The organism is Acinetobacter sp. YH16031, from assembly GCF_013417335.1.
Taxonomy (GTDB): Bacteria; Pseudomonadota; Gammaproteobacteria; order Pseudomonadales; family Moraxellaceae; genus Acinetobacter.
The window spans coordinates 16,038-38,443 of record NZ_VPED01000001.1; the positions used below are offsets into that span (position 1 = coordinate 16,038).

General features: G+C 42.4%; 20 protein-coding genes. 12 read left to right on the forward strand and 8 right to left on the reverse strand.

Annotated features, from left to right (window positions below; translation table 11 throughout):
• Positions 1–144: 144 nt before the first annotated feature.
• The 5 genes from FTV31_RS00080 to FTV31_RS17235 all read left to right on the forward strand — a co-directional run bounded on the left by FTV31_RS00080 (position 145) and on the right by FTV31_RS17235 (position 4,220).
• Positions 145–1,311, forward strand: a complete 1,167-nt coding sequence (locus FTV31_RS00080; RefSeq protein WP_104495369.1) for an acyl-CoA desaturase — start codon at positions 145–147, stop codon at positions 1,309–1,311.
• Positions 1,312–1,449: 138 nt separating this feature from the next.
• The gene (locus tag FTV31_RS00085) at positions 1,450–2,895 is read left to right on the forward strand and encodes a YdiU family protein (RefSeq protein ID WP_180012599.1); all 1,446 of its coding nucleotides are present in this window, start codon (positions 1,450–1,452) and stop codon (positions 2,893–2,895) included.
• 76 nt (positions 2,896–2,971) lie between these two features.
• A complete protein-coding gene (locus FTV31_RS00090) occupies positions 2,972–3,346 on the forward strand; it encodes an MmcQ/YjbR family DNA-binding protein (RefSeq protein WP_180012600.1) in 375 nt (124 codons plus the stop codon).
• A gap of 93 nt (positions 3,347–3,439) precedes the next feature.
• The gene (locus tag FTV31_RS17230; protein ID WP_257218912.1) at positions 3,440–3,769 is read left to right on the forward strand and encodes a hypothetical protein; all 330 of its coding nucleotides are present in this window, start codon (positions 3,440–3,442) and stop codon (positions 3,767–3,769) included.
• 109 nt (positions 3,770–3,878) lie between these two features.
• The gene (locus FTV31_RS17235) at positions 3,879–4,220 is read left to right on the forward strand and encodes a hypothetical protein (protein WP_257227110.1); all 342 of its coding nucleotides are present in this window, start codon (positions 3,879–3,881) and stop codon (positions 4,218–4,220) included.
• Between the two features lie 51 nt (positions 4,221–4,271).
• Here the strand turns inward: FTV31_RS17235 and FTV31_RS00100 are convergent, their stop codons facing one another.
• The 4 genes from FTV31_RS00100 to baeS form a co-directional block, all read right to left on the reverse strand.
• A complete protein-coding gene (locus tag FTV31_RS00100; RefSeq protein WP_180012601.1) occupies positions 4,272–5,624 on the reverse strand; it encodes an amino acid permease in 1,353 nt (450 codons plus the stop codon).
• 218 nt (positions 5,625–5,842) lie between these two features.
• A complete protein-coding gene (locus FTV31_RS00105) occupies positions 5,843–6,349 on the reverse strand; it encodes a GNAT family N-acetyltransferase (RefSeq protein ID WP_180012602.1) in 507 nt (168 codons plus the stop codon).
• Between the two features lie 90 nt (positions 6,350–6,439).
• A complete protein-coding gene (locus FTV31_RS00110; RefSeq protein ID WP_034704234.1) occupies positions 6,440–7,126 on the reverse strand; it encodes a response regulator in 687 nt (228 codons plus the stop codon).
• A 14-nt stretch (positions 7,127–7,140) separates the two neighbouring features.
• Complete coding sequence (baeS, locus tag FTV31_RS00115; RefSeq protein ID WP_180012603.1) at positions 7,141–8,805, reverse strand: sensor histidine kinase efflux regulator BaeS; 1,665 nt, start codon at positions 8,803–8,805, stop codon at positions 7,141–7,143.
• A 137-nt stretch (positions 8,806–8,942) separates the two neighbouring features.
• On the opposite strand from baeS, the gene FTV31_RS00120 reads away from it, so the two are divergent.
• The 3 genes from FTV31_RS00120 to FTV31_RS00130 all read left to right on the forward strand — a co-directional run bounded on the left by FTV31_RS00120 (position 8,943) and on the right by FTV31_RS00130 (position 13,635).
• Entirely contained in the window at positions 8,943–9,572 is a 630-nt protein-coding gene (locus tag FTV31_RS00120; protein ID WP_180012604.1) for a hypothetical protein, read from the forward strand.
• Between the two features lie 309 nt (positions 9,573–9,881).
• On the forward strand, positions 9,882–11,684 hold the full coding sequence (locus tag FTV31_RS00125) for an acyl-CoA dehydrogenase C-terminal domain-containing protein (RefSeq protein WP_034169926.1): 1,803 nt from the start codon (positions 9,882–9,884) through the stop codon (positions 11,682–11,684).
• Positions 11,685–11,853: 169 nt separating this feature from the next.
• Positions 11,854–13,635, forward strand: a complete 1,782-nt coding sequence (locus FTV31_RS00130) for an acyl-CoA dehydrogenase C-terminal domain-containing protein (protein WP_005232064.1) — start codon at positions 11,854–11,856, stop codon at positions 13,633–13,635.
• 52 nt (positions 13,636–13,687) lie between these two features.
• On the opposite strand, the gene FTV31_RS00135 is transcribed toward FTV31_RS00130, so the two are convergent.
• Positions 13,688–13,894, reverse strand: coding sequence for a hypothetical protein (locus tag FTV31_RS00135; RefSeq protein WP_125279369.1), 207 nt, complete (start codon positions 13,892–13,894; stop codon positions 13,688–13,690).
• Positions 13,895–14,067: 173 nt separating this feature from the next.
• On the opposite strand from FTV31_RS00135, the gene FTV31_RS00140 reads away from it, so the two are divergent.
• Positions 14,068–14,565, forward strand: a complete 498-nt coding sequence (locus FTV31_RS00140) for a phosphate-starvation-inducible protein PsiE (protein WP_180012605.1) — start codon at positions 14,068–14,070, stop codon at positions 14,563–14,565.
• 91 nt (positions 14,566–14,656) lie between these two features.
• Here FTV31_RS00140 and FTV31_RS00145 read toward each other — a convergent pair whose 3' ends face one another.
• Positions 14,657–15,097, reverse strand: a complete 441-nt coding sequence (locus tag FTV31_RS00145) for an RcnB family protein (RefSeq protein ID WP_180012606.1) — start codon at positions 15,095–15,097, stop codon at positions 14,657–14,659.
• A 179-nt stretch (positions 15,098–15,276) separates the two neighbouring features.
• On the opposite strand from FTV31_RS00145, the gene FTV31_RS00150 reads away from it, so the two are divergent.
• Entirely contained in the window at positions 15,277–15,735 is a 459-nt protein-coding gene (locus tag FTV31_RS00150) for a hypothetical protein (RefSeq protein WP_004782151.1), read from the forward strand.
• An 82-nt stretch (positions 15,736–15,817) separates the two neighbouring features.
• Here the strand turns inward: FTV31_RS00150 and FTV31_RS00155 are convergent, their stop codons facing one another.
• Positions 15,818–17,281 carry a phospholipase D family protein gene (locus FTV31_RS00155; protein ID WP_180012607.1) on the reverse strand — a complete coding sequence of 488 codons (1,464 nt, stop codon included), beginning with the start codon at positions 17,279–17,281 and terminating at the stop codon, positions 15,818–15,820.
• Between the two features lie 105 nt (positions 17,282–17,386).
• A complete protein-coding gene (gene znuD / locus FTV31_RS00160; protein WP_180012608.1) occupies positions 17,387–19,501 on the reverse strand; it encodes a zinc piracy TonB-dependent receptor ZnuD in 2,115 nt (704 codons plus the stop codon).
• 141 nt (positions 19,502–19,642) lie between these two features.
• On the opposite strand from znuD, the gene FTV31_RS00165 reads away from it, so the two are divergent.
• Complete coding sequence (locus FTV31_RS00165) at positions 19,643–20,407, forward strand: DUF4184 family protein (RefSeq protein ID WP_180012609.1); 765 nt, start codon at positions 19,643–19,645, stop codon at positions 20,405–20,407.
• Between the two features lie 161 nt (positions 20,408–20,568).
• The gene (gene aspS / locus FTV31_RS00170; protein ID WP_180012610.1) at positions 20,569–22,353 is read left to right on the forward strand and encodes an aspartate--tRNA ligase; all 1,785 of its coding nucleotides are present in this window, start codon (positions 20,569–20,571) and stop codon (positions 22,351–22,353) included.
• Positions 22,354–22,406: the final 53 nt, after the last annotated feature.

The window sequence follows — 22,406 nt, forward strand, 5'->3', positions numbered from 1 at the left end:
CGATAAGTACAATACAACCGTACAATAATGCTAGTGATGCCCTAGGGGGCGTGCTAATATGAATGACTTAACCGCTGTTAAAATAAACAATAGCGGCCTCTGCTTTTTCTTATGCCTTCCCAGGTTCCAGGAGTGCTGTTGGAGATGAATGCTCCCCTACCTCAAGCCCCAATTAACTGGGTCGCTGTGTTTGCTCTGGTAGTTTTACCCATTGTAGCTGTTATCGCGATTCCGTTATATGCGTATCACCATGATTTTAGCCTTGCCGCTTGGATCAGTATGTTTGTTTTGCTCGGCGTTAGCAGCCTGGGGATTACAGCGGGCTATCATCGTCTTTGGGCACATCGTGCTTATGAAGCGACTTTACCTTTAAAAATCATTTTAATGATCATGGGTACCTTTGCAGTGCAGAACAGTATTCTGTACTGGGGTTCAGGCCACCGTACCCATCACCGTCATGTCGATGACGTGGAAAAAGACCCATATTCAATTAATAACGGCTTCTGGTATGCGCACCTGGGCTGGATGCTGCGTGACTATCCTGCTGCAGAACCAAACTACAAAAATGCACCAGACCTGCAAAACGACAAAGTCGTTATGTTCCAGCACAAATACTATGTGCCTCTAGTAATTGCAGTACACGCTGCGATTCTATTGCCAATCGGCTGGGCTGTAGGCGATGTTTGGGGTGTATTATTATTGGGTGGTCTGGTGCGTTTAATCCTGAGCCATCATGTCACCTTCTTCATTAACTCACTGTGCCATATGTGGGGTTCACGTCCTTATACGGATGAAAACACTGCACGTGACAACTTCTGGTTAGCGATTGCGACTTGGGGTGAGGGTTATCATAACTATCATCACATCTTCCAGTATGATTACCGTAATGGCGTGAAATGGTGGCAATATGATCCAACCAAATGGTTAATCTGGACTTGCTCTAAACTGGGCCTGGCTAAAAATCTGCGCCGTATTCCAAGCTTTAATATCAAAAAAGCTGAACTGGCAATGAAGTTTAAATATGCTGAGCAGGATCTGGCGGTATATGGTCATAATGTCAATGAAGACATTATCAATGTGAAAAGTAAAATCGCTCAGGAATATGAAGCTTTTACTCAAACATTGAATGACTGGGCTAAACTCAAAGAACAAGAAATTCAGGTGAAAAAGGCGGCTGTAGCAGAAAAAATTCACCAGATGGATGACAAACTTAAAGTTGAATTTCAATTAGTCGAACAGCGTCTTTCTCATCATCGTGAAACACTTAATCTGTTAGTACGTAATTTGAAAAAAGCGCCTGTATCTCAATAAGATTTGAATTCTCAAAAAAGCTCCTGAAATCAGGGGCTTTTTTTATTTCTACTCGTCTTACTTATACTTTCCTTTTACAACAGTTTTAAACAGAGATCTTTGTTATATTGCTTCTATTGCCTAAGTATTTTAACTGCCATGTATTTTAATTCCCGATATCAAACTCTCCCTCCTCGCCTTTATCATCATCAACCCCCACTGCCTTTAAAAGGTGCTAAAGCGGGACATTTTAATGCTGCGCTTGCTGAACAACTGCAATGGTCTGAGGAAGATAAAGCACAATGGATCGAAATCTGTAGTGGTCAAAAAACCTTTGCCGAATTTGAACCTTTGGCCATGGTTTATGCCGGCCATCAGTTTGGACAATGGGCAGGACAACTGGGTGATGGACGCGGTTTACTGATCGCTCAGATTCTGGATAAAGATCATCAGACCATTGACCTGCATTTAAAAGGTGCTGGTGTAACGCCTTATTCACGTATGGGAGATGGTCGTGCAGTGTTACGCTCGGTGATTCGGGAATACCTAGCCGGACACGCCTTAAATGCACTAGGTGTAGAGTCCAGTAATGCGGTTGGTTTTACCTCTTCCGCTCAAGGTGTACAGCGTGAAAAACTGGAACCGGGTGCAATGCTATTACGGACGTCTGACTGTCATATCCGGTTTGGACATTTTGAATGGATCAATCAGTATCAGCCAGACCTATTGCCTGTATTCACACAAAAATGTATGGAATGGCATTACCCGCAATGTCTGCAAGCAGAACAGCCTATTCTGGCATTTGCTACCCAAGTGATTCAGCGCACGGCAGTGATGATTGCCAAATGGCAGCTGGTCGGATTTGCGCATGGTGTCATGAACACTGACAACCTGAATATTACCGGTTCAACGCTAGACTTTGGCCCGTATGGGTTTATGGAGCGTTTCCGTCCCAACTGGATTAATAACCACTCGGATTATCAGGGTCGTTATACTTATCAGCAGCAACCAAGCATCGGCCACTGGAACTTGTGGATGTGGCTGAATAACCTGATTTCATTATGTCCTGAAAACTATGATGAAGAAAAATGGAAACAGGATCTGGCCCAATGTCTGGAACATTATGAACCGACCTTCCTGGAACATTATAAGCATGGCCTAAACCAGAAAATGGGCTTACCGAGTTTTCACAAAGACAGCTTTGACTGCGCCATGGCTTTTCTCAGAATCTTACAAAGTGAGCAACTCGACTATACGCAAAGCTTTATTCGCCTGCAGAATCATGAATATGAAGCAATCAAGGATGATTGTTTGGATCGCCGTCAGTTTGAAGCATTCCTGACTCAATATGAAGCGATCCGCGAACATCAGGATACTGGAGAATTAGATGCCGCCATGCAACTCGTCAATTCACACTATATCCTGCGCAATCATATGGCACAGAAAGCCATTGAACTGGCTGAGCGGGATGACTTTTCTGAAGTCGATCGCCTGTTTAAATTATTAAGTCAGCCTTATTTAAAACAGCCAGATCTGGAACACCCTGAAGATCTAGGGCCATTGCCGAGTGATGTACCTGAAGTCATGGTAAGTTGTTCATCTTAATTTATTCACAAGACGACCAAAAACTGTGGATAATTTAAGCATTATCCACAGTTTTATTTCGGTTTATTCATAACTTATGACCTTACATCAAATCTCAGCACAGATAGCGATAAGTTTACCTGAAGTCACTGTGACTCAGCCTTTCGGTGAAGGTTGTAAGGTATTCAAGGTGCTAGATAAAGTCTTTATGCTTCAGTTCTATCTCCAAGGCAAAGCTGTCATTAATTTAAAAGTAGCGCCTGATCATGGTGCTATGCTGCGAGATATTTATTCTTATATCTGTACAGGCTGGCATATGAATAAACAGCACTGGATTTCAGTTTATGAAAATAATCAACTGGATGAACCTCTGATTGAGGACCTAGTACAGAATTCTTATAAGCTGGTAGTATCGAAATTAAAGAAAGCAGAAAAAGTACGGATTGACTTATTACGAACATTAGAAAAATAAGTCTGGAACTTCAACCTTATAAAATGGCCTCTCATCCATTACAATTATCTTGTTCAATCATAAGATAACGTGATTAAATCAAATAATATTAAGATGTTAAAAATCACTCAAACTATGATTAACCAACACAGCACATTAATTGATTTAAGATCAAAATTAATTGAAATCCCGACAGAACAGAAAGAATGTTTACATCATTTAAGTTATCCATTTATTCCATTCTTGGATGAAAATTTTTATTCATCAAAGAATAAGGTGTTGCTGGTTGGTCAAGAAACAAAAGGTTGGCAAAGTCGATTAAGTAACTTTTTAAATGAAGATATTAATTTCGACACTGTGATTCAAAATAGTGTTCGTCGTCATCAAGAGCTTTACTCTCAATCACCTAAGCATAGTAGTTTTTTACAATTTCTAAAAAATTAAAATTCAAAATCATCAAGAACCTATTCAATGGCTAAATTTTTATTTATTTGACTATAAAAAAGCCTCATTCAATACTTTAAGTAAAAATAAAACATATAAGGATATTTTCTTGTATCTTCAAGAATTGTCTATTCTAAATTTATCCCAGCAAATCAAAGATACTCAACCACGTGTTATTTTTTTTGTTGGGCAGTACCACAATAATTTCCCTAAATTAGAGGAAAAATTACACCTTACTTCAAATGATCGATTGTTATTAAAAGAACCTATTGATAAATTCAGCATGAAAATTTGGAACGACGAGATTTTAATTCTAAGAGTCCCTCACCCAGCACATTTTAGTCGTATTTCTAATCAAGCTAGAAATGTTGTTTTAGAATATTTTAAAATTTTTGATCAATGTGAAACTATGGCTGAGTTTAAAGAAGTCATTCACCATAAATTAAAGTAATGCTTAGATGTATACATATGAAAATGGACTCATCCGAGTCCATTTGCTAGTTTAAGCCTCTTTCTTCACCAACTTAAACACCACAAATAACAAGCCAATCCAGACAGGCAACATCAACACTGACAACATAAAGCCTTGTGTCCACATGATATATAAAATCATCAGCATAAAAGCTAAAACAAAATAGTTACTAAACGGCGCAAAGATTGCTGGAAATTTGGTTTGAATCCCCTTTCGTTTGATGGCTTGTCTAAATTTCAAATGAATCAAACTGATCATCATCCAGTTCAGTACTGCCGCAGCCACCACGATATAAATCAGGTACCTCAAGGCTTTTTCAGGCACAAAGTAATTCAGGATCACACAGCCAAAGATCAGAAATGCGGAGAACAATACCGCAGCCACAGGCACACCATGTTTATTCACGCTCTTAAATAATTGCGGTGCATTCCCTTGTTGAGCCAGCCCCATCAACATACGGCTATTGGCATACATGCCACTATTACAAACTGAAAGTGAAGCAGTTAAAATAATGAAATTCAGTAAATGTGCAGCCCATTCAATCCCCATCTGGCTGAAAATCATTACAAATGGACTATGATCTAAATCGCCTAAATTCAGCTGATTCCATGGTACGAGTGAAAGTAATACGGCAAGCGAGCAGATATAAAATAAAAATACCCGAATCACAGTTTGATTCACGGCACGTGGAATGTTCTTGCCAGGATTTTCGGTTTCTGCCGCTGCCATACTAATCAGCTCAATGCCGCCAAAGGCAAACATCATAAAGGCGAGCATATAAAACAGCCCATCAAAGCCATTCGGAAAAAATCCACCATGAATCCATAAATTGCTGATCGAAGCAGTTGAGGTTGCATCAGCAGTGAGGAGCAAATATATGCCAAAGATAATCATTGCAATGATGGCAAAGACTTTAATCATCGATAGCCAGAACTCAGACTCACCATAAATTTTGACATTGGCTAGGTTGGCAAGGGTTACCGCCAAAAAGAAAATGAGTACAGATACCCAGGCTGGAATATGTGGCCACCAGTAATTGATATATTTGCCAATGGCGGTCAGCTCTGTCATTGCGACCAGAATATATAAAATCCAGTAATTCCAGCCGGTTAAAAAGCCTGGAAATTTACCCCAGTATTTAAATGCAAAATAACTGAATGAACCAGTCACAGGCTCATGCACAATCATCTCACCTAACTGGCGCATAATCAGGAATGCAATCAAACCACCAATCAAATAGCCCAGAATAATGGAAGGTCCTGCGGACTGAATAATCTGTGCGGACCCCAAGAATAATCCGGTTCCAATGGCCCCGCCCATAGCAATCAGCTGGATATGACGGTTCTTTAAACGGCGCTGTAGTTGCGGTGCTTCACTCTCCAAGACACGCTCTCATGATGAATAAAAAACCGAATTGTAGCGGGTCTCCAACTAATCAACTAATACATAAATTTAAGTTATTAATTATTAAACTTTTATTTTTTTATCTACTAAGATAAAAAGAAATATAAATAATTGATTTCATAATGGATGCTAGTAAAAAGGTATTTATATTTTAAAACTTCATAATTTCTAAATAGAAATAGTTCTTTTTTGATGGATTATTGCGTCGCATTAAACGCCTCATGGTAAACCGCTTCTCCATGTGGAATAGATCCATTAAATGCAATGACTTGAAAATATTCTGGTAGAACATCCTTTAGGTAAAGTTCTGGAAAAGCCTTAAACCCGAAACGACCATAATATTGAGGATCACCGAGCACTACACATCCTTGAGCCCCCAACTGTTGCAGGCGATCTAAAGCTACCCGTATAAGTAAAGTGCCGATTCCCTGTCCTTGTTTTGCAGGTAATACCGAAATTGGGCCAAGACCGTACCAGCCAGTTTCACCTGAAGAGATAGTGACAGGTGAAATAGCCACATGGCCAACCAGGTGATTATTTTCAATCGCAACTAGAGAGATCGTTAACTGCCCATGCTTACGCAAACTATTTACAATGAATTGTTCAGTATGACTTGAATGGTCAGCATTTTGAAAAGCCGCTCGAGTCAATTCAGTAATGGCTGGAATATCTTCAAACTGTTCATCCCGGATTAGGATTTTCATTATTTTGGCTCTCTTATATTGATCATTTTCAGAAATAAAAAAGCGAACAAACCAAGAAGTCTATCCGCTTTTCTTTAACGAATTCGAATATCAGTCTTCAGGATATTCAAAACGGTATCCTACCCCATAAACGGCCTGAATCCACTCATGACGGTTTCCGGTTTCCGCAGCATCTGAAATTTTACGGCGCAAATTTTTGATATGACTATCAATCACACGGTCTGCCACATCAAAACTGTCTGGATTGATATGATCTAGTAATTGTGCTCGTGAATACACCTGGCCGACATGCTCTAGGAACAGCTCCAGCAAACGGAATTCAGTCGGGGTCAGGTTCAAGGCTTTTTGCTGATACCAGATACGCTGTTGTGATTTATCCATACGGAATAAATCATTGCTTTCCGGCTCAGCTTTACGGTCTAAACGGCGTAATACGGCTTGTACACGGGCAACCAGTTCTTTTGGACTAAATGGTTTACAGATATAGTCATCCGCGCCCATATTCAGGCCAAGTACACGGTCAATTTCTTCAGTACGCGCAGTCACCATAATGATCGGCAAGTCTGACTGTTCACGCACTTTACGGCAAATGGTCAGACCATCCATACGCGGCACCATCAAGTCCAGGATCATCAGGCTCGGTTTACGCTGGGTAAAACTATTATATGCTTCTTGCCCATCATGAAACACGCTGACTTCAAAACCAGCAGCCTCTAGATAATCTCGCACTAACAGGGCAAGTTCGACTTCGTCTTCAACCAGCATGATATGTTTCATGAATATATTTTCCTTTATGGTTTCATTTGTTTAGGAAAGCTTAGTTTGCATCGTAAACCACCTAATGGTGAATGTGCAAAGCTTAAGCTACCACCCATAGCCTGAGTAATTTTACAAGATAAGGCTAGACCCAAGCCTGTCCCACCGGTGGCACGAGTACGCGAATCATCGACACGATAGAAACGTTCACCAATGCGAGCCAGCTGCTCATCGGTCAGACCGAATGGACTGTCATCGACATATAAGGTCCATTCTTTCTCATTCTGTTCGGTATGGATATGTACCTGTCCACCGGCTTCTGTATAACGAATACTGTTGCTGAGCAGGTTAGCTACAATCTGCTTGAAACGGTCCAGATCCAGATCAACTTCAGCACCGTCACCTTCAACAGTCACTTTCAGATCAGCCTGTTCAAATTTAGGCTGGAAGTTCATTAATTCCTGCTGCACCACCTCCCATGGATTTACAGTTGCATAGTAAAACTGTAATTGCTGGGCATCAGCCTGCGCTAGAGCTGCCAAGTCCTGAGTCAGTTTTTTCAGGCTGGTTACCTGTGCCAACATCGATGCAAAATGCTCTGGTGTCGGTTTACGGATTCCATCCTGCATCGCTTCAATCTGTGCCTGCAAGACTGCCAGCGGAGTTTTCAGTTCATGTGAAGTATCTGCTACCCATTGACGGCGCGAAGTTTCATGCTGATCCAGAATCACTGCCAATTGATTCAGCTCATTAGACAGATCACCCAGCTCATCATTACGTTTCACTTTCACCTGATGCTGATAATTACCGCGAGTCAATTCACGCGTACCGTTCAACAAACGCTGAATTGGTTTTTTAAAATAAGTTGCCAGTAATAATGCAGCAATTAGACTGGCTAGAATACTTAAACCATAAACTAAAAATAGGTAACGTTTCTGATTACTAAAGAAATTAATACTTAAAGCATCATCTTGGTCTAAAACCGGTTTTAAGCCCAGATAACCAACCACCTGGTTTTCGACCATAATCGGACGATAGGAAATCTGCTCATCTGACGCCTCACCTACTACAAAACGCCGTTTGGCATCATAGAGTGACAGGCGTGAACTCAAACCCAGACGGTCTGGCATCTGGATGAATTGCTTCTTGCCAGTAGGCTGCTGAACTGGCTGTTGACCGCCATTATTGTCTTTACGGTCGGTTCTAAACAGGTTCTGATTGGAACTAAGTGGAAATCTTAAACCTTCAAAGGGCTGGAATTGTGAAGGCAGGTTAGATGCCAGAATACGCAATTCTTCTTCATTGACTGAACGCGATGTCAGATTTGGTTCAACCATACTTGAAGGCGCTACAGTGGCTAAGGTCTGCTCCTGAAAGTAACGCTGCTGTAAGGCAATATCATACTGACGCCGCAACCACCAGCGCGATAAACGGTCATAATCATCCGGTGCAGCTTCACCTTCAATTTGCAGAATCTGCGCCTGAATGGCGTTACCCCAGTCTTCATATACCGTATAGACATCAGCCAGATTTTCGATCACATGATCTAGCTTCTGCATTTCTACATCCGCCACATAGCGGGTAAAATTGCGTTGCATATTCAGATGCAATACGCCCAGACTCACCGTGGTAATTACCAGGGTGGTCAATAAAACAGTCAAAAACAGACGTAATGCAATCGGAATACGGCGAATCTTCAAAGTAAAAATCTCAATTTTTCTTCTCTATATTCATTATTGTAGCGAACACAGACTTAAAAAACTCTCCATTGTTTCTTCATCTTTATTATTTAATCTTTACTCATCAAAAAGAATTAGCTCTTGAATGGGGTAAAAACATGAAAGCAATGACAAAAATCGCCTTAATCAGTGCCACTGTTTTATCGATGGGTGCATTGACTGCCTGTCAATCGACTAACAATGTGAATGAGCAGAAAGATTATTCTCGTATGATGAAACATCATGAAGGTCAAAAACAGTATCGTCTCACTCCAGAGCAACGTGAGCAGTTCAAAGCCGTTCGTGCAGAACGCATGCAATTGCATAAACAGATTCAACAGGCCTGTGACGGTAAAGCCGCAGGTAGTGCAGTCCAAATCAAGGCGGGCGATAAAACCATTGATGGTCAATGCAAGATTTCTTTCAAACCTGACTATAAAGGCATGAAAGCTCAACGTGGTGAATTCCGTGGTATGCGCGGTGAACATCGTCCAATGCGTGGTGAATTCCGTGGTGGTATGAACCGTGGAGAAGCATTAACGGATAGTCAACGTGCAGAAATGGTTAAACAGTATGATCAGCGTTTATCAGAACGCCAGGCTTTACAAACTGCATTTGCCAATGCTTGTAAAGGTCAAACCCATGGCAAGGCCGTTCAAGTGAAAGCGGGCACTCAAACTATTGATGGTCAATGTATCGTGCACTTCCAGCCGAATGCACCCATTAAGATGACTAAAGCTGCATCTTGATCTTCTTCTACGTTTCTTATTCCTTCAAATTCAGGCACCTTCGGGTGCTTTTTTTTATAGCTGACTCCTCAGTCCTCTTTTGACCATTCATGTTCTGCTAATTTCTACAAAAGTCTTTGCAGTCAATATGTTTACTGTTCTGTGCAGATTAATCTTTGACTTTATAGTCACCAAGAAAGCCGCCTGAAAGCTTGTATGGCTGGGCAAGATGTTGCACGATTAGATTCATAGCAATACGTGTCACTGAAGGCACGTTTCAATTAATTTAGGATGATAACGCTGGTCTAAACCAGTATTGAGGAAACCGATATGCCACAATACAAAGCGCCCTTACGTGACATGCAATTCGTTCTACACGAATTATTAAATGCTGAAGAACATTACGCAAAACTTCCTGCGTTTCAAGAAAACGTAAGCCGTGAGTTGGTTGATCAGTACCTAGAAGCTGCAGCTGACTTCTGTGAAAATGAATTATCTCCTCTAAACCAAGTAGGCGACCGTGAAGGTTGTACCTGGAATGACGGCGTTGTAACAACACCGACTGGCTTTAAAGAAGCGTACCAAAAATACATCGAGCTAGGCTTCCCTTCTCTTTCTGCTGAAGAGCAATACGGCGGTCAAGGCTTACCAAATTCTTTAGGTATCACTATTTCTGAAATGGTGGGTACTGCGAACTGGGCTTGGGGTATGTACCCTGGTCTGTCTCATGGTGCAGTTCGTACTTTAGAACACCACGGTTCTCAAGAACAAAAAGATGCTTACCTGCCTAAACTGGTTTCAGGTGAATGGACAGGTACCATGTGTCTGACTGAATCTCATGCAGGCTCTGACCTTGGCATCATCCGTACTAAAGCTGAGCCACAAGCTGATGGTAGCTATGCAATTTCTGGCGAGAAAATCTTTATCTCTGCTGGTGAACACGACATGGCAGAGAACATTATCCATATTGTACTTGCTCGTCTTCCTGGCGCGCCTAAAGGTACTAAAGGTATTTCTCTGTTCATCGTACCAAAATTCAACCTGAATGCTGACGGTTCAATTGGCGAGCGTAACGGTGTACGTTGTGGTTCAATCGAACACAAAATGGGGATCCATGGTAACGCAACTTGTGTCATCAACTTCGATAACGCAAAAGGCTTCCTGATCGGTCCTGAAAACCGTGGTCTGAACTGCATGTTCACGTTCATGAACACTGCACGTATCGGTACTGCTGTACAAGGTCTGTCTGCATCTGAAGCGGCGTTCCAAGGCGCTTTAACTTATGCCAAAGACCGTCTGGCAATGCGTTCTCTTTCTGGTCCTAAGGCACCTGAAAAAGAAGCAGATCCAATTATCGTTCACCCAGCTGTACGTAACATGCTTTTAACTCAAAAAGCATTTGCTGAAGGTGGTCGTGCGCTGGTTTACCTGTTGGCTCAATATGCTGATGTGGTTGAACAAGGTACTTCTGAAGAAGAACGCAAGTTCGCTGACAATATCCTGTCGCTATTAACTCCAATCGCAAAAGCATTCCTGACTGAAACTGGTTCAGAAGCTGCGAAACATGGTGTTCAAGTCTTCGGTGGTCATGGCTTTATCTCTGAGCATGGCATGGAACAAATCGTACGTGATACACGTATTGCCTGCCTGTACGAAGGTACGACTGAGATTCAAGCACTTGACCTGTTAGGCCGTAAAGTACTGGGTACTCAAGGTGCGATGTTGAAAGACTTCACCAAGATCATCCACAAATTTGCGGAAGCGAACAAAGACAATTCTGCAATGAAAGAATTTGTTGAACCGCTTGCGGCATTGAACAAAGAATGGGGTGACCTGACCATGCAGATTGGTATGCGTGCGATGCAAAATCCTGAAGAAGTGGGTGCAGCTGCAGTAGATTACCTGTACTTCTCTGGTTATGTAACACTGGCTTACCTGTGGGCTCGTATGGCACTGGTTGCTCAAGAGACTCTTGCTGCAGGTACCACTGATGCAGACTTCTACAATGCTAAATTGACGACTGCACGCTTCTACTTCAAGAAAATCCTGCCACGTGTTCGTTCACACGTTGACGTGATTGCAACTGGTGTAGAACCGCTTATGTCTTTAGATGCTGAACATTTCGCATTCTAAGCTGATGCAGTTTTAAATGCATAATAAGAAAAAGGACGGTCATCTTCAGGCAGTCCTTTTTCTTTATAAAGAGTTACAGAATTAACCTTTAGTCGTCTAACATTCAGATTTTTAATGCTTTAGACTGAGCCAAAACAATCCAATTAAACAATAAAACAGGTGACATACTATGCCAATTTATAACGCGCCACTTGCTGACATGAAATTCATCCTGAATGATGTTTTCAATGCAGAACAGTTCTGGCAGGCCAATGAAAATCTTGCCCACTTGGATACTGCCACAGCAGAAGCCATTCTTGAAGAAATGGCGAAGTTTGCGCAAAACGTCATGCTTCCTCTGAACCGTACCGGCGATGAAGAAGGCGCAAAATATGAAAATGGCAATGTCACCACACCAGCTGGCTTTAAAGAAGCATTCAAACAATATGCTGAAGGCGGCTGGATCGGTCTGGGTGCAGATGCAGAATGGGGCGGCCAGGAAATGCCGAAAATGCTCACCGTACTTTCTGATGAAATGCTGTTTGCAACTAACCCATCTTTCATGCTCTACCCGCTTCTTTCTGTGGGTGCAGGTATGGCTTTAAACAGCTATGCATCTCAAGAGCAAAAAGAAACCTACCTTCCTAAAATCTACTCTGGCGAATGGTCAGGCACCATGTGCTTAACTGAGCCACATGCCGGTACTGATCTGGGTATTATCAAAACCAAAGCTGAACGTAATGAAGATGGTACGTACAGCATTACTGGTACCAAAATCTTTATCACGGGTGGTGACCACGATCTTGCTGAAAACATTATTCACCTGGTGCTGGCAAAAACACCTGATGCGCCTGCCGGCTCTCGCGGTATTTCCCTGTTCATTGTACCAAAGTTCCTGGTCAATGAAGACGGTTCAATTGGCGAACGTAACCCGGTTGGCCCAGGTTCAATCGAACACAAAATGGGGATCAAGGCATCTGCAACTTGTGTAATGAACTTTGACGGTGCCAAAGGTTACCTGGTGGGTAAAGAAAATGAAGGTCTGGCAGCCATGTTCGTAATGATGAACTACGAACGTCTGTCTATGGGCATCCAAGGTCTAGGCGCATCAGAATTTGCTTATCAAAATGCTGCGCAATATGCGACAGACCGTTTACAGGGTCGTAGTGCTCTTGGTGCCCAATCACCAGCTAAACCGGCAGACAGCATTTTAGTACATGGTGATGTACGTCGTATGTTGCTGAATGTCCGTGCGAATAACGAAGCATCGCGTGCATTTGCAGTTTATGTAGGTCAACAACTGGACATTACCAAGTTCTCGACTGATCCTGAAGCCGTGAAAAAAGCCAATGACCGTGTGGCGCTGTTAACACCAATTGCAAAAGCTTACCTGACGGATACTGCATTCCAGGCAACCCTAGATGCACAAATGGTTTTTGGTGGACATGGTTATATCCGTGAATGGGGTATGGAACAATGTATCCGTGACCTGCGCATCTCACAGATTTACGAAGGAACCAACGGCGTTCAGTCACAAGATTTAATCGGCCGTAAAACCATTAAATGTGGCGGTGCGTACATCGGTGAATACATCGAAGAAATCCGTGACTTTGCGAACCAGTTAGATGCAGACCTGAACTTCATTAAAGATGCAACTTTAGATGCAGCTACTGAAGTCGAATCATTGACTCAATTCGTGCTTGAAGCTGCTGGCGAAAATGCAGAATTCCCGAATGCAGCAGCAGTTGATTACCTACACGCAGTAGGCCTATTGAGCTTCTCTTATATGTTTGCACGTATTGCCAATGCTGCAAAAGACAAAGATGGCGAGTTCTACCAAAACAAACTTGCGCTTGCACGTTACTTCACGCAACGCATCTTGCCTGAACTTGCACTGCGTATCACTAAAGTGAAAGCTGGTTGCGAAGTAGTGATGAATTTCTCTGAAGATTACTTCACGACTCAAGCTTAATCTTGACGTGAATCCATATAAAAAGCCCTGCATCTGCAGGGCTTTTTATGCACTATACTTTTTCAATCAAGATCGTATCTGGTTGCGTCGTTATTTTAGGATTGAAATGCTTATTCACTATTTTAATTCCCCCTTGCGACTCTAAAGATTCACACAGTTCAAGTACCTTCTGCATCTCTTCAGCCTTGATCCCCGTGCCCAGAATTAATTTTTTTCCTGCTTCTAATTGACTAATTTTTGTTTGAATTTTGTCCAACATTTTTTTCTCCTATTTATTCAATGTAGTTCTCATACAATATAACAAGTTAGTGCAAAAAAAGTGCAAAAGTTCGAATAATTTCACTTTTATTATATTTTTCTCTTTTTGTGCATGATCTTTGCTAGTTCTTTCCTGTTCATATGTTAGTTCACATGAAAAATCAGGAGGAGAACATGAGTAAATCAGAGTCTAAAGTGAAAAGAATAGAAACTCTCCTCGACCGTTTTGGTAATCTTGCCGTAGAAAGTTTCCATTATCTTGCGTTGTTCATTATTGGCTGTATAGTGATCTGGTCCGCAGGTCATACCGTATTTGACATCTTGGCCGTCAAACAGTTTGCCACCATTGATGATATTCTTTTGCTGTTTATCTATCTGGAACTTGGTGCCATGGTCGGCATCTATTTCAAGACCAATCATATGCCGGTTCGGTTCCTGATTTATATTGCGATTACTGCCCTGACCCGTTTACTGATTTCTGATATTCAGCATACACACAAAGCCAGCATGGATCAGGTTATTATTACCGGTTGGATTCTGATTTTGGCTTTTGCCATTCTGGTGGTCCGTTATGCGTCCTGGACCTATCCATCCGTTATTCGCGACAAGCATAGCGAAAAGCCATTACCAGAAGGTAAAACTCCACGACCTGAGGATGATGAGTTGGCATAGTCATAGAAAAGTCCCCCTTTGCAAAAGGGGAGAAGCACTGCTTCGCAAGAGGGTAATTAATCACCTCTCCTAACAAGAGAGGGAATTTCTTTTAACGGTTATTCATCAACACATAACGTCCATTTTCATAAATCCAGTAACTTCCGCGTGGTGGTGCCGGTAATCCCAAACGCTGCCAGTCAGTAATCACTGTATATCTCGAACTTTCAATCCGAGCCACATTAGGATCACCATTGACCCAGCTATAGCTATTGGAATTCTGGTAAATCGTGGTCGGTGCCTGATACTGGATATTGAACCCGCTTTGGCTCTGCGCAGGAGGATAATAGCCGCCATGGGATGGACGTTGCGGATAATAAGGCCGCTGCGAATGAGGAGGCTGTGGTGCATAATGAGGACGCGATGAAAGACGATGTTGAGGTTTAGAACGATCAACACCTGTATAGCCTACCCAGGCATTATCCGCCCAAGCGGGCACCGCAATACCGAACAGGAATGAAGCCAGCAATGCACCTGAAGCTAATGTTTTCATAAGTGCGTCCTCCAAAGATTTCTGACCATATTTTAACCAAAATCCATGCAGAAAATATGGATAAATTCCCTGCTGCTGCAAAGTTTTGTAATTGATTCCATGACTTTAACAGGCTTGCGTGATGAACGCTGAAGTGCGTATGCTAATATCACTTTTTTTAATGCTTTGAGTTGCATACTGTGTCTGATTTAAATTTCGATCGTTTATATGAATATTTTTGCAAGGTACCCAGTGTTCAAAAAGGACTGATTGATAGCTATGGCTCGGATGGGAAACAGGCCTGGTGGTTTAAATTTCAGATTAATGTTGATCATCCTTTAGCATGGCAAACTGTACAGGAACTGGGTCATGTTCTGAACTATATTTCTAAAAATGAGCGCCTGCCGACTCAGTTTCTTCCAGTTTCTCCACCGCCTTATATGAATGGTGTAGCCAAAGATTTCTTATCTTGGGTCATCCAGTGCAATCATGCTGACTTTCCACCAGATGTGGTATGTGACTGGCTAGAAGCACGTTTACCAAATCCGGTGGATGATGAAGCACAATGGAAAATTAAGACTGATATTTCTGAACTGGATGAGCTGACAGATAAAGAACTGGATCAACTGGTTCCGCCGAATCCAGAATCGAAAAGCTAATACTAGAAATCTCCCTAAATCCCTCTTTAATAAAAAGGGACTTTCCTCCCTTTTTTAAAGGGAGGTTAGGAGGGATTTAAAATCAAAACGTCGACCAACCACTCCATTCCATAAAACGGTATAACCAGTATTTCCAGAATGACTCTTCAGCATATTGAGCATAGTCCACGCTCATGGAACGGCCATTCAAATTAGACCAGGCCGTATTGAAATACTGCTGCGCATCGCTAAAGACTTCCGCCTGAGGTTGTCCCACCACACGCAGATTGGTCTCCAGATTATAATTTTTTAGGTTACGTGCCGTGAAATTAGCGGAACCTAAAATCATTTCAGATTGCTGGGCACCATATTTCATCAGAATTTTATTATGACATTGCTCGCCTTGGGTATTACACCAACGTACCGGAATACCAGCTTTATGCAGTTCTGAAGCCACCTGCCGGTTAGGAATGCCATTTTTTTCACGCCCAAATGCATCTTTGTTTGGATCAAGTAAAATCCGAAGTTTCACTCCGCGTTCATGTGCTGCAATCAACCCTTTCACAATCTTACGTTCTGACAGATAGAACATGGCCAGATCAATCTGCTCATCTGCTTTCGCCGTTTCAAGCAGCTTTAGAACCCCCTCATAAATGGCTTTTTCAGTCAGCACCTGAACTTGAGGCTGGTTTTTTTCCGCTTCAAACTCACCTGCAATCACAGCCGGCATATTGGCTTGAGACATGATCCCGACCGCCTGTTCTGTTGCAAGAATATCAATTGCTGTTCTGCCCCAGACCAGTAGACCAATATTGGAGTGCCGTGAACTGCCATCATGGGGGTTCATTGAAGTGACCAGTGCTTTCCAGCCCTGATCTGTATCGACGACCAGTGTTTTACGATGATTGGCCTTGAAATTAAACAAATCGAAATAACTGCGTAAGGTCACTTTTTCTGGACCAAACGGATTTGGCAACCAGCCTTTTTCCGGATTATTGCCAACTCCCTGACAGCACAGATACCAGAAACCTGACCAGCTTGGATTAGAAGCACGTAACGGTGTCAGATTGGTTTCGATTACATCCACCCCTGCCTGACGCAGTTCTCGATAATGCTGCGCTGTAATTCCACCATAGACAGAATTAATCGGATCGGTAATAAATTTGATTTCCACTTCAGGCTGCATTAATCGCTTGTTAAGTAAGGCCTCTGTGAGCTGTTTGCTGAGTGCCTGATGTTCCTGTTTAGAGGCACCGGTTTGCTGATTAAACAGGAACATATCCAGCACGATCAGGGATTTTGCTTCCTCAACCATCTTCAGCATTTCATTAAAAATCTGATGATCCAGTTGTTGCTTGCCCTGTGCATCCAGATAAGTCTGATCGACCAGAAATTTCACCTGTGCATGGCGCAGCTTACCCGTGTAATTCAGCCCTTCAGGTAAGGGTTTATAAGTATGATAAATTGCTGAAGCCAGATAACTGGCCATCAGCACACCAATGATCAAGGCCGCATAACGGCGGTTTGACCAGTTCAGTTTATTGTGAATTCGTTGAAAGATACGCATAAGAAAAAACCTAACCCAATATACTCAGGCTAGGTTTAATCTGATGATTTTTCAAGTCTATTTCAGTGACAGTACTTGGATTCGGTCAGTTATTTCATCTGAATCCTAGAAATCATATTGTACGCCGACTGTAAAATTACGTCCGACTTGCGGAATATTCGACAGGAATGAGCTATGCGAATAGACCTGATCATCGAGCAGATTATTGGCTTTAAAATAAACCCGATAGGCATTTTTATTAGCAATGCTATTGGCATAGCTTAGACCAAGATTAACCATATTGTAGCCTTGGGTTTCATCTTCATAACTGGCGATCTTGTCCTGATTAAAGACATGATAATACTCAGCCAGACCTGACCAGCCATCGGCAAAGTCTGCTTCGACTTTGGTGCCTAAGCGACCTGCCGGTACACGTGGGGCATTCTCGCCTTCGATTTTACCGCGCACATAGTCACCAAAGACACTGAGCTTATACATGTCATTGATCTGATAACCAGCTTGTGCTTCCGTACCATAGAATCGAGCTTTGTCTTGTGTATAGTCGACCAAGCGGAAGTTACCTTCACTATCAGTCGTTGAACCATAAATGTAGTTATCAAACCAGTTGTGATAGACATGCACATGATAGTCTAGCTTATCGCCTTCATAATGCAGACCTAATTCAAGATTATTTGATTTCTCAAAATCTAAATCCTGATTCCCACGCTCATAAGTATTGGTGGCAAAGTGAACCCCATCTGCATAAAGTTCTTGCGCCAAAGGCAAACGTTGCTGATGCGAGCCAACCACAGAAAGCTTATAGTTTGGCGCAAATTCCCAATTGGCTGCTGCTGAACCTGAAACACCGGTATCTGAGTAATTTTTTTGAGTTGAATCCACATCAATTTTTTGATGTTCTACTCGTGCACCCAGTTCAACATGCACATCCCCGATCTGTTTGTGCTCAAGACCAAATAAACTATATTTTTCAGTTTTGGTATCTGCCATCAGAACACTACTATGGGAATGGCCCTCATGTTCCTCTGTACCACCGGCAAGATTAATTTTTTGCTGGCTATATTGAGTACCAATGACCCCTTCCCAACCAGCGACTGGTTTATGCACAAGTTCTAAACGAGCATCATAACCTTTACTTTTAAAGTTACTAATGACTTCATTTTCTTCCAGTTCATCGTGCTCATAGTCAGTAAAGCTGGCATGGGCACGCAACTTGTCAAAACCGGCAAATGGGTTATTTAACTCAGTGCGCATATCATAACGATGTGATTCCAGATCAACCCATGGACCACCATGTGCGTGTTCTTCTTCAACTGCATTTGGATCTGGTTGCGGTGCTGGGCCATGTCCGCCACAGTGCAATTCATTACCATGTGGATGACAGTCATGATATTCATGACTATGCCCTGGCAAACCATATTGGTCTTGACGGTTGCTATAAGATAGACCAACAAAGCCACGGTCATGAATCCATGATCCACCAATATTCACGGTCTGGCCTTCAGAAAAAGTATTGCCTACACGACGTTCTTTGTGAAAATGTGAATGATCGCCATGAGGTTCTTCTACTACATAATCAGGCGCAATATAGTCATTGGCCTTATGTTTGGTACCTTCGACACGCAGGGCAAAATTTTCACCGACTGCAGCAGTCACGCCTGCACTTGCCAGTTTTTCATCACTGCCCGAGTTGTAACGTAGTCCAACAGTCCCTTCCAGACCATCTTCCGGCATTTGGGTAGGGATTTTCTGGTCAGTGACATTGACCAGACCACCGACTGTTCCCGCGCTATAAAGCAAAGTTGATGGGCCGCGAATCACTTCGACCTGTTTGGCCAGAATCGGATCAACAGTTACCGCATGGTCAGGAGATAAAGTGGATACATCAGCCGTTTCGGAAGCATGCTGCAAAACTTTGACACGTGGACCATCTTGTCCTCGAATTACCGGTCGGCTCGCTCCGGTCCCATACTGATTTGAATACACCCCAAGTTCATCTGCCAGCGCATCACCAATAGTTGTCGCACGTTCAGATAAAGTTTTCTGGTCCACCATCAGATCAGCAACTGCAAAATCTGCCGCAGTCTGTACCAGTGGATGAGCTTGTACCTGAATGGTATCCATAGTTTGCACAGGAATAGAAGAAGATGATTGTTCTGCAAATACCGTAGGTGTAACTACAGCAAAAATTGAGAGTGTTATTAGATTCTTAGAAAAGGACATGACCCAAGCTCAAATTCAGCAATTTCGAATAGTGTTATAATATAACATTTCATTGCTTTTGCAATCCTTTACGATAATCAATGAGATATTTTATTAGAATGTCGTTTGAATATTTTTCATTGTAGTAAAACACTATTTTTTATGCCCTTTACTTTATCCCATGCTGTACTCGCACCGCCTATTTCATATTTGACCGGTAACCGGCTTCCTGTTGCTGCGCTAGCAATTGGCAGTATGGTTCCAGACCTTTATCGCCTTTTCACCCATAAAAATTCTAATATCACCCATTTATGGTCTTCGCTGATTCATCCTGATTTATGGATTGGTCTTATTTTTTGTACGGTCTGGTACCTGATTTACCGGCCAGTGATTTATCGTTTTATTGGCATACAACATGATTTAAATATTCATAATCTATTTTCAGCGTTCAAATTTATTTGCGCTATGTGTATTGCAGTGGTGATTGGGACAGCCACCCATATTATTTGGGATGGTCTAACCCATGCGGATTTTCGAACTTTTGCCTTTTATGACATTCTCAGCCAGCAGTATCAAATTTTAGGACGAACTTATCCCCTACACCGGATTTTACAGATCGGTACTTCTGCTCTCGCTCTGCCTTTTATTCTATGGATGAGTCTGCATTACTATAAAACTCACCAGCAATATTTAAGCGTCAGCCACAAGATCCTCATCTTTTGTTGGGGCCTATTCGGTCTATCTACGCTCACAGGTTTATTTTCGACATGGGACTATATGCGCTATATTCCGGATGATGCTTGGCGATCTGATCTGTATTATTTTACCGGCCGCTCTATCAATGAATTTAGCCAAGGCTTTTTAATCACTTTTAGTCTGGGCTGTCTACTATTTTTATTTTTGGATCGTGATCGGCGTATGGGCTAGGAAAATTTCCCACTTCCTGCTTATTCACTTTAAAATGATACTGTTTTTGCCTCAAGTTCTTGTGACAACATGCCCAAAGAGGCATAATCCTACATTTGCTAAAGGCGGTACGCTGTTTACGTATACGCTTCCTTAACCCATATAGTTGGATTTTTAACGCTATGATGCGAACTCATTACTGCGGTTCTTTAACCGAAGCTCAAATTGACCAGACCGTAACATTATGCGGTTGGGTACACCGTCGCCGTGACCACGGTGGTGTCATCTTCCTTGACATGCGTGACCGTGACGGTCTTGTTCAAGTGGTTATCGACCCAGATACACCTGAAGCGTTTGCAACAGCAGACAAAGCACGTTCTGAATACGTATTAAAAATTACAGGCCGTGTACGTCGCCGTTATGCGGGTACTGAAAATGCCAACATGGTGAGTGGTCAAATCGAAGTATTGGGTAAAGAAATTGAAGTTCTTGCTCAGTCTGAAACTCCTCCATTCCCATTAAATGACGAAAACACAAGCATTTCTGAAGAAATCCGTTTGAAATATCGTTTCCTGGACATCCGTCGTCCTGAAATGATCGATCGTTTACGTTTCCGTTCTAAAGTGACCAACCTGATTCGTAACTATTTAGACGATCACGGTTTCTTAGACGTTGAAACTCCGATCTTGACTCGTGCGACCCCTGAAGGTGCGCGTGACTACTTAGTTCCAAGCCGTGTATCTAATGGTAGCTTCTATGCTCTTCCACAATCACCACAGCTATTCAAACAGTTGTTGATGGTAGGTGGTGTAGACCGTTACTACCAGATCGCTAAATGTTTCCGTGATGAAGACTTACGTGCGGATCGTCAGCCTGAATTCACTCAAATCGACATCGAAACATCGTTCATGAGCGATGACGATATTATGGATTTGATGGAAGGCATGACTATTAAGATGTTCGACGAACTTCTTGGCATCAAATTCGACAAATTTCAACGTATGCCTTATTCAGAAGCAATGCGTGACTACGCTTCTGACAAACCAGACTTACGTATTCCTTTGAAACTTGTTGACGTTGCAGACTTGATGCAAGACGTCGAGTTCAAAGTATTCGCAGGTCCTGCTAAAGATCCTAAAGGCCGTATCGTTGCGCTTCGCGTTCCAGGTGCGGGCTCACTGCCACGTAGCGCAATCGATGAATATACTAAATTCGTTGGTATTTACGGTGCGAAAGGTCTGGCTTACATCAAGGTCAATGAACTTGAGAAAGGTATTGAAGGTCTTCAATCACCTATCGTTAAATTCATCGAGCCAATCGTGCTGGATCTGTTGAAACGTGTTGGTGCTGAAAATGGCGACATCGTATTCTTCGGTGCAGACAAAGCCAAAGTTGTGAATGATGCAATGGGCGCACTTCGTGTGAAAATTGGTCATGATATGAACCTTGCAACTTGCGAATGGGCTCCGCTTTGGGTAGTTGACTTCCCAATGTTCGAAGAAACTGATGATGGCAAATGGACTTCTGTTCACCATCCGTTCACGCTTCCTAAATCAAGCGTTGAAGATGTGAAGAATAATCCAGGCGAAGCATTGTCTGTTGCTTATGACATGGTATTGAATGGTACTGAAATCGGTGGTGGTTCACTGCGTATTTATACTTTAGAAATGCAAAAAGCGATCTTTGAAGCGCTGGGTATTTCTGAAGAAGAGGCAGAAGAGAAATTCAGCTTCTTGCTAAATGCGCTTAAATTCGGTGCGCCTCCGCATGGTGGTTTGGCATTCGGTCTGGATCGTCTGGTGATGTTGATGACTGGTGCATCTTCAATCCGTGATGTGATTGCATTCCCGAAAACCAAAACTGCTGAATGTCCATTGACTCAAGCACCTGCACCAGTTGAACCTACTCAACTACGTGATTTGGGTATTCGCTTACGTGAAAAACCAAAAGCTGAATCTCAAGAATAATTTCTTGATGATTTGAGTAAAAAAGCCCTGTTCTAACAGGGCTTTTTTATTGC

Coding starts and splice junctions, on each gene's coding strand:
- FTV31_RS00080 (WP_104495369.1), top strand. CDS start 145: ATGAATGCTCCCCTACCTCAAGCCCCAATTAACTGGGTCGCTGTGTTT.
- FTV31_RS00085 (WP_180012599.1), top strand. CDS start 1,450: ATGTATTTTAATTCCCGATATCAAACTCTCCCTCCTCGCCTTTATCAT.
- FTV31_RS00090 (WP_180012600.1), top strand. CDS start 2,972: ATGACCTTACATCAAATCTCAGCACAGATAGCGATAAGTTTACCTGAA.
- FTV31_RS17230 (WP_257218912.1), top strand. CDS start 3,440: ATGTTAAAAATCACTCAAACTATGATTAACCAACACAGCACATTAATT.
- FTV31_RS00105 (WP_180012602.1), bottom strand. CDS start 6,349: ATGAAAATCCTAATCCGGGATGAACAGTTTGAAGATATTCCAGCCATT.
- FTV31_RS00110 (WP_034704234.1), bottom strand. CDS start 7,126: ATGAAACATATCATGCTGGTTGAAGACGAAGTCGAACTTGCCCTGTTA.
- FTV31_RS00120 (WP_180012604.1), top strand. CDS start 8,943: ATGAAAGCAATGACAAAAATCGCCTTAATCAGTGCCACTGTTTTATCG.
- FTV31_RS00125 (WP_034169926.1), top strand. CDS start 9,882: ATGCCACAATACAAAGCGCCCTTACGTGACATGCAATTCGTTCTACAC.
- FTV31_RS00130 (WP_005232064.1), top strand. CDS start 11,854: ATGCCAATTTATAACGCGCCACTTGCTGACATGAAATTCATCCTGAAT.
- FTV31_RS00135 (WP_125279369.1), bottom strand. CDS start 13,894: ATGTTGGACAAAATTCAAACAAAAATTAGTCAATTAGAAGCAGGAAAA.
- FTV31_RS00140 (WP_180012605.1), top strand. CDS start 14,068: ATGAGTAAATCAGAGTCTAAAGTGAAAAGAATAGAAACTCTCCTCGAC.
- FTV31_RS00145 (WP_180012606.1), bottom strand. CDS start 15,097: ATGAAAACATTAGCTTCAGGTGCATTGCTGGCTTCATTCCTGTTCGGT.
- FTV31_RS00155 (WP_180012607.1), bottom strand. CDS start 17,281: ATGCGTATCTTTCAACGAATTCACAATAAACTGAACTGGTCAAACCGC.
- znuD (WP_180012608.1), bottom strand. CDS start 19,501: ATGTCCTTTTCTAAGAATCTAATAACACTCTCAATTTTTGCTGTAGTT.
- FTV31_RS00165 (WP_180012609.1), top strand. CDS start 19,643: ATGCCCTTTACTTTATCCCATGCTGTACTCGCACCGCCTATTTCATAT.
- aspS (WP_180012610.1), top strand. CDS start 20,569: ATGATGCGAACTCATTACTGCGGTTCTTTAACCGAAGCTCAAATTGAC.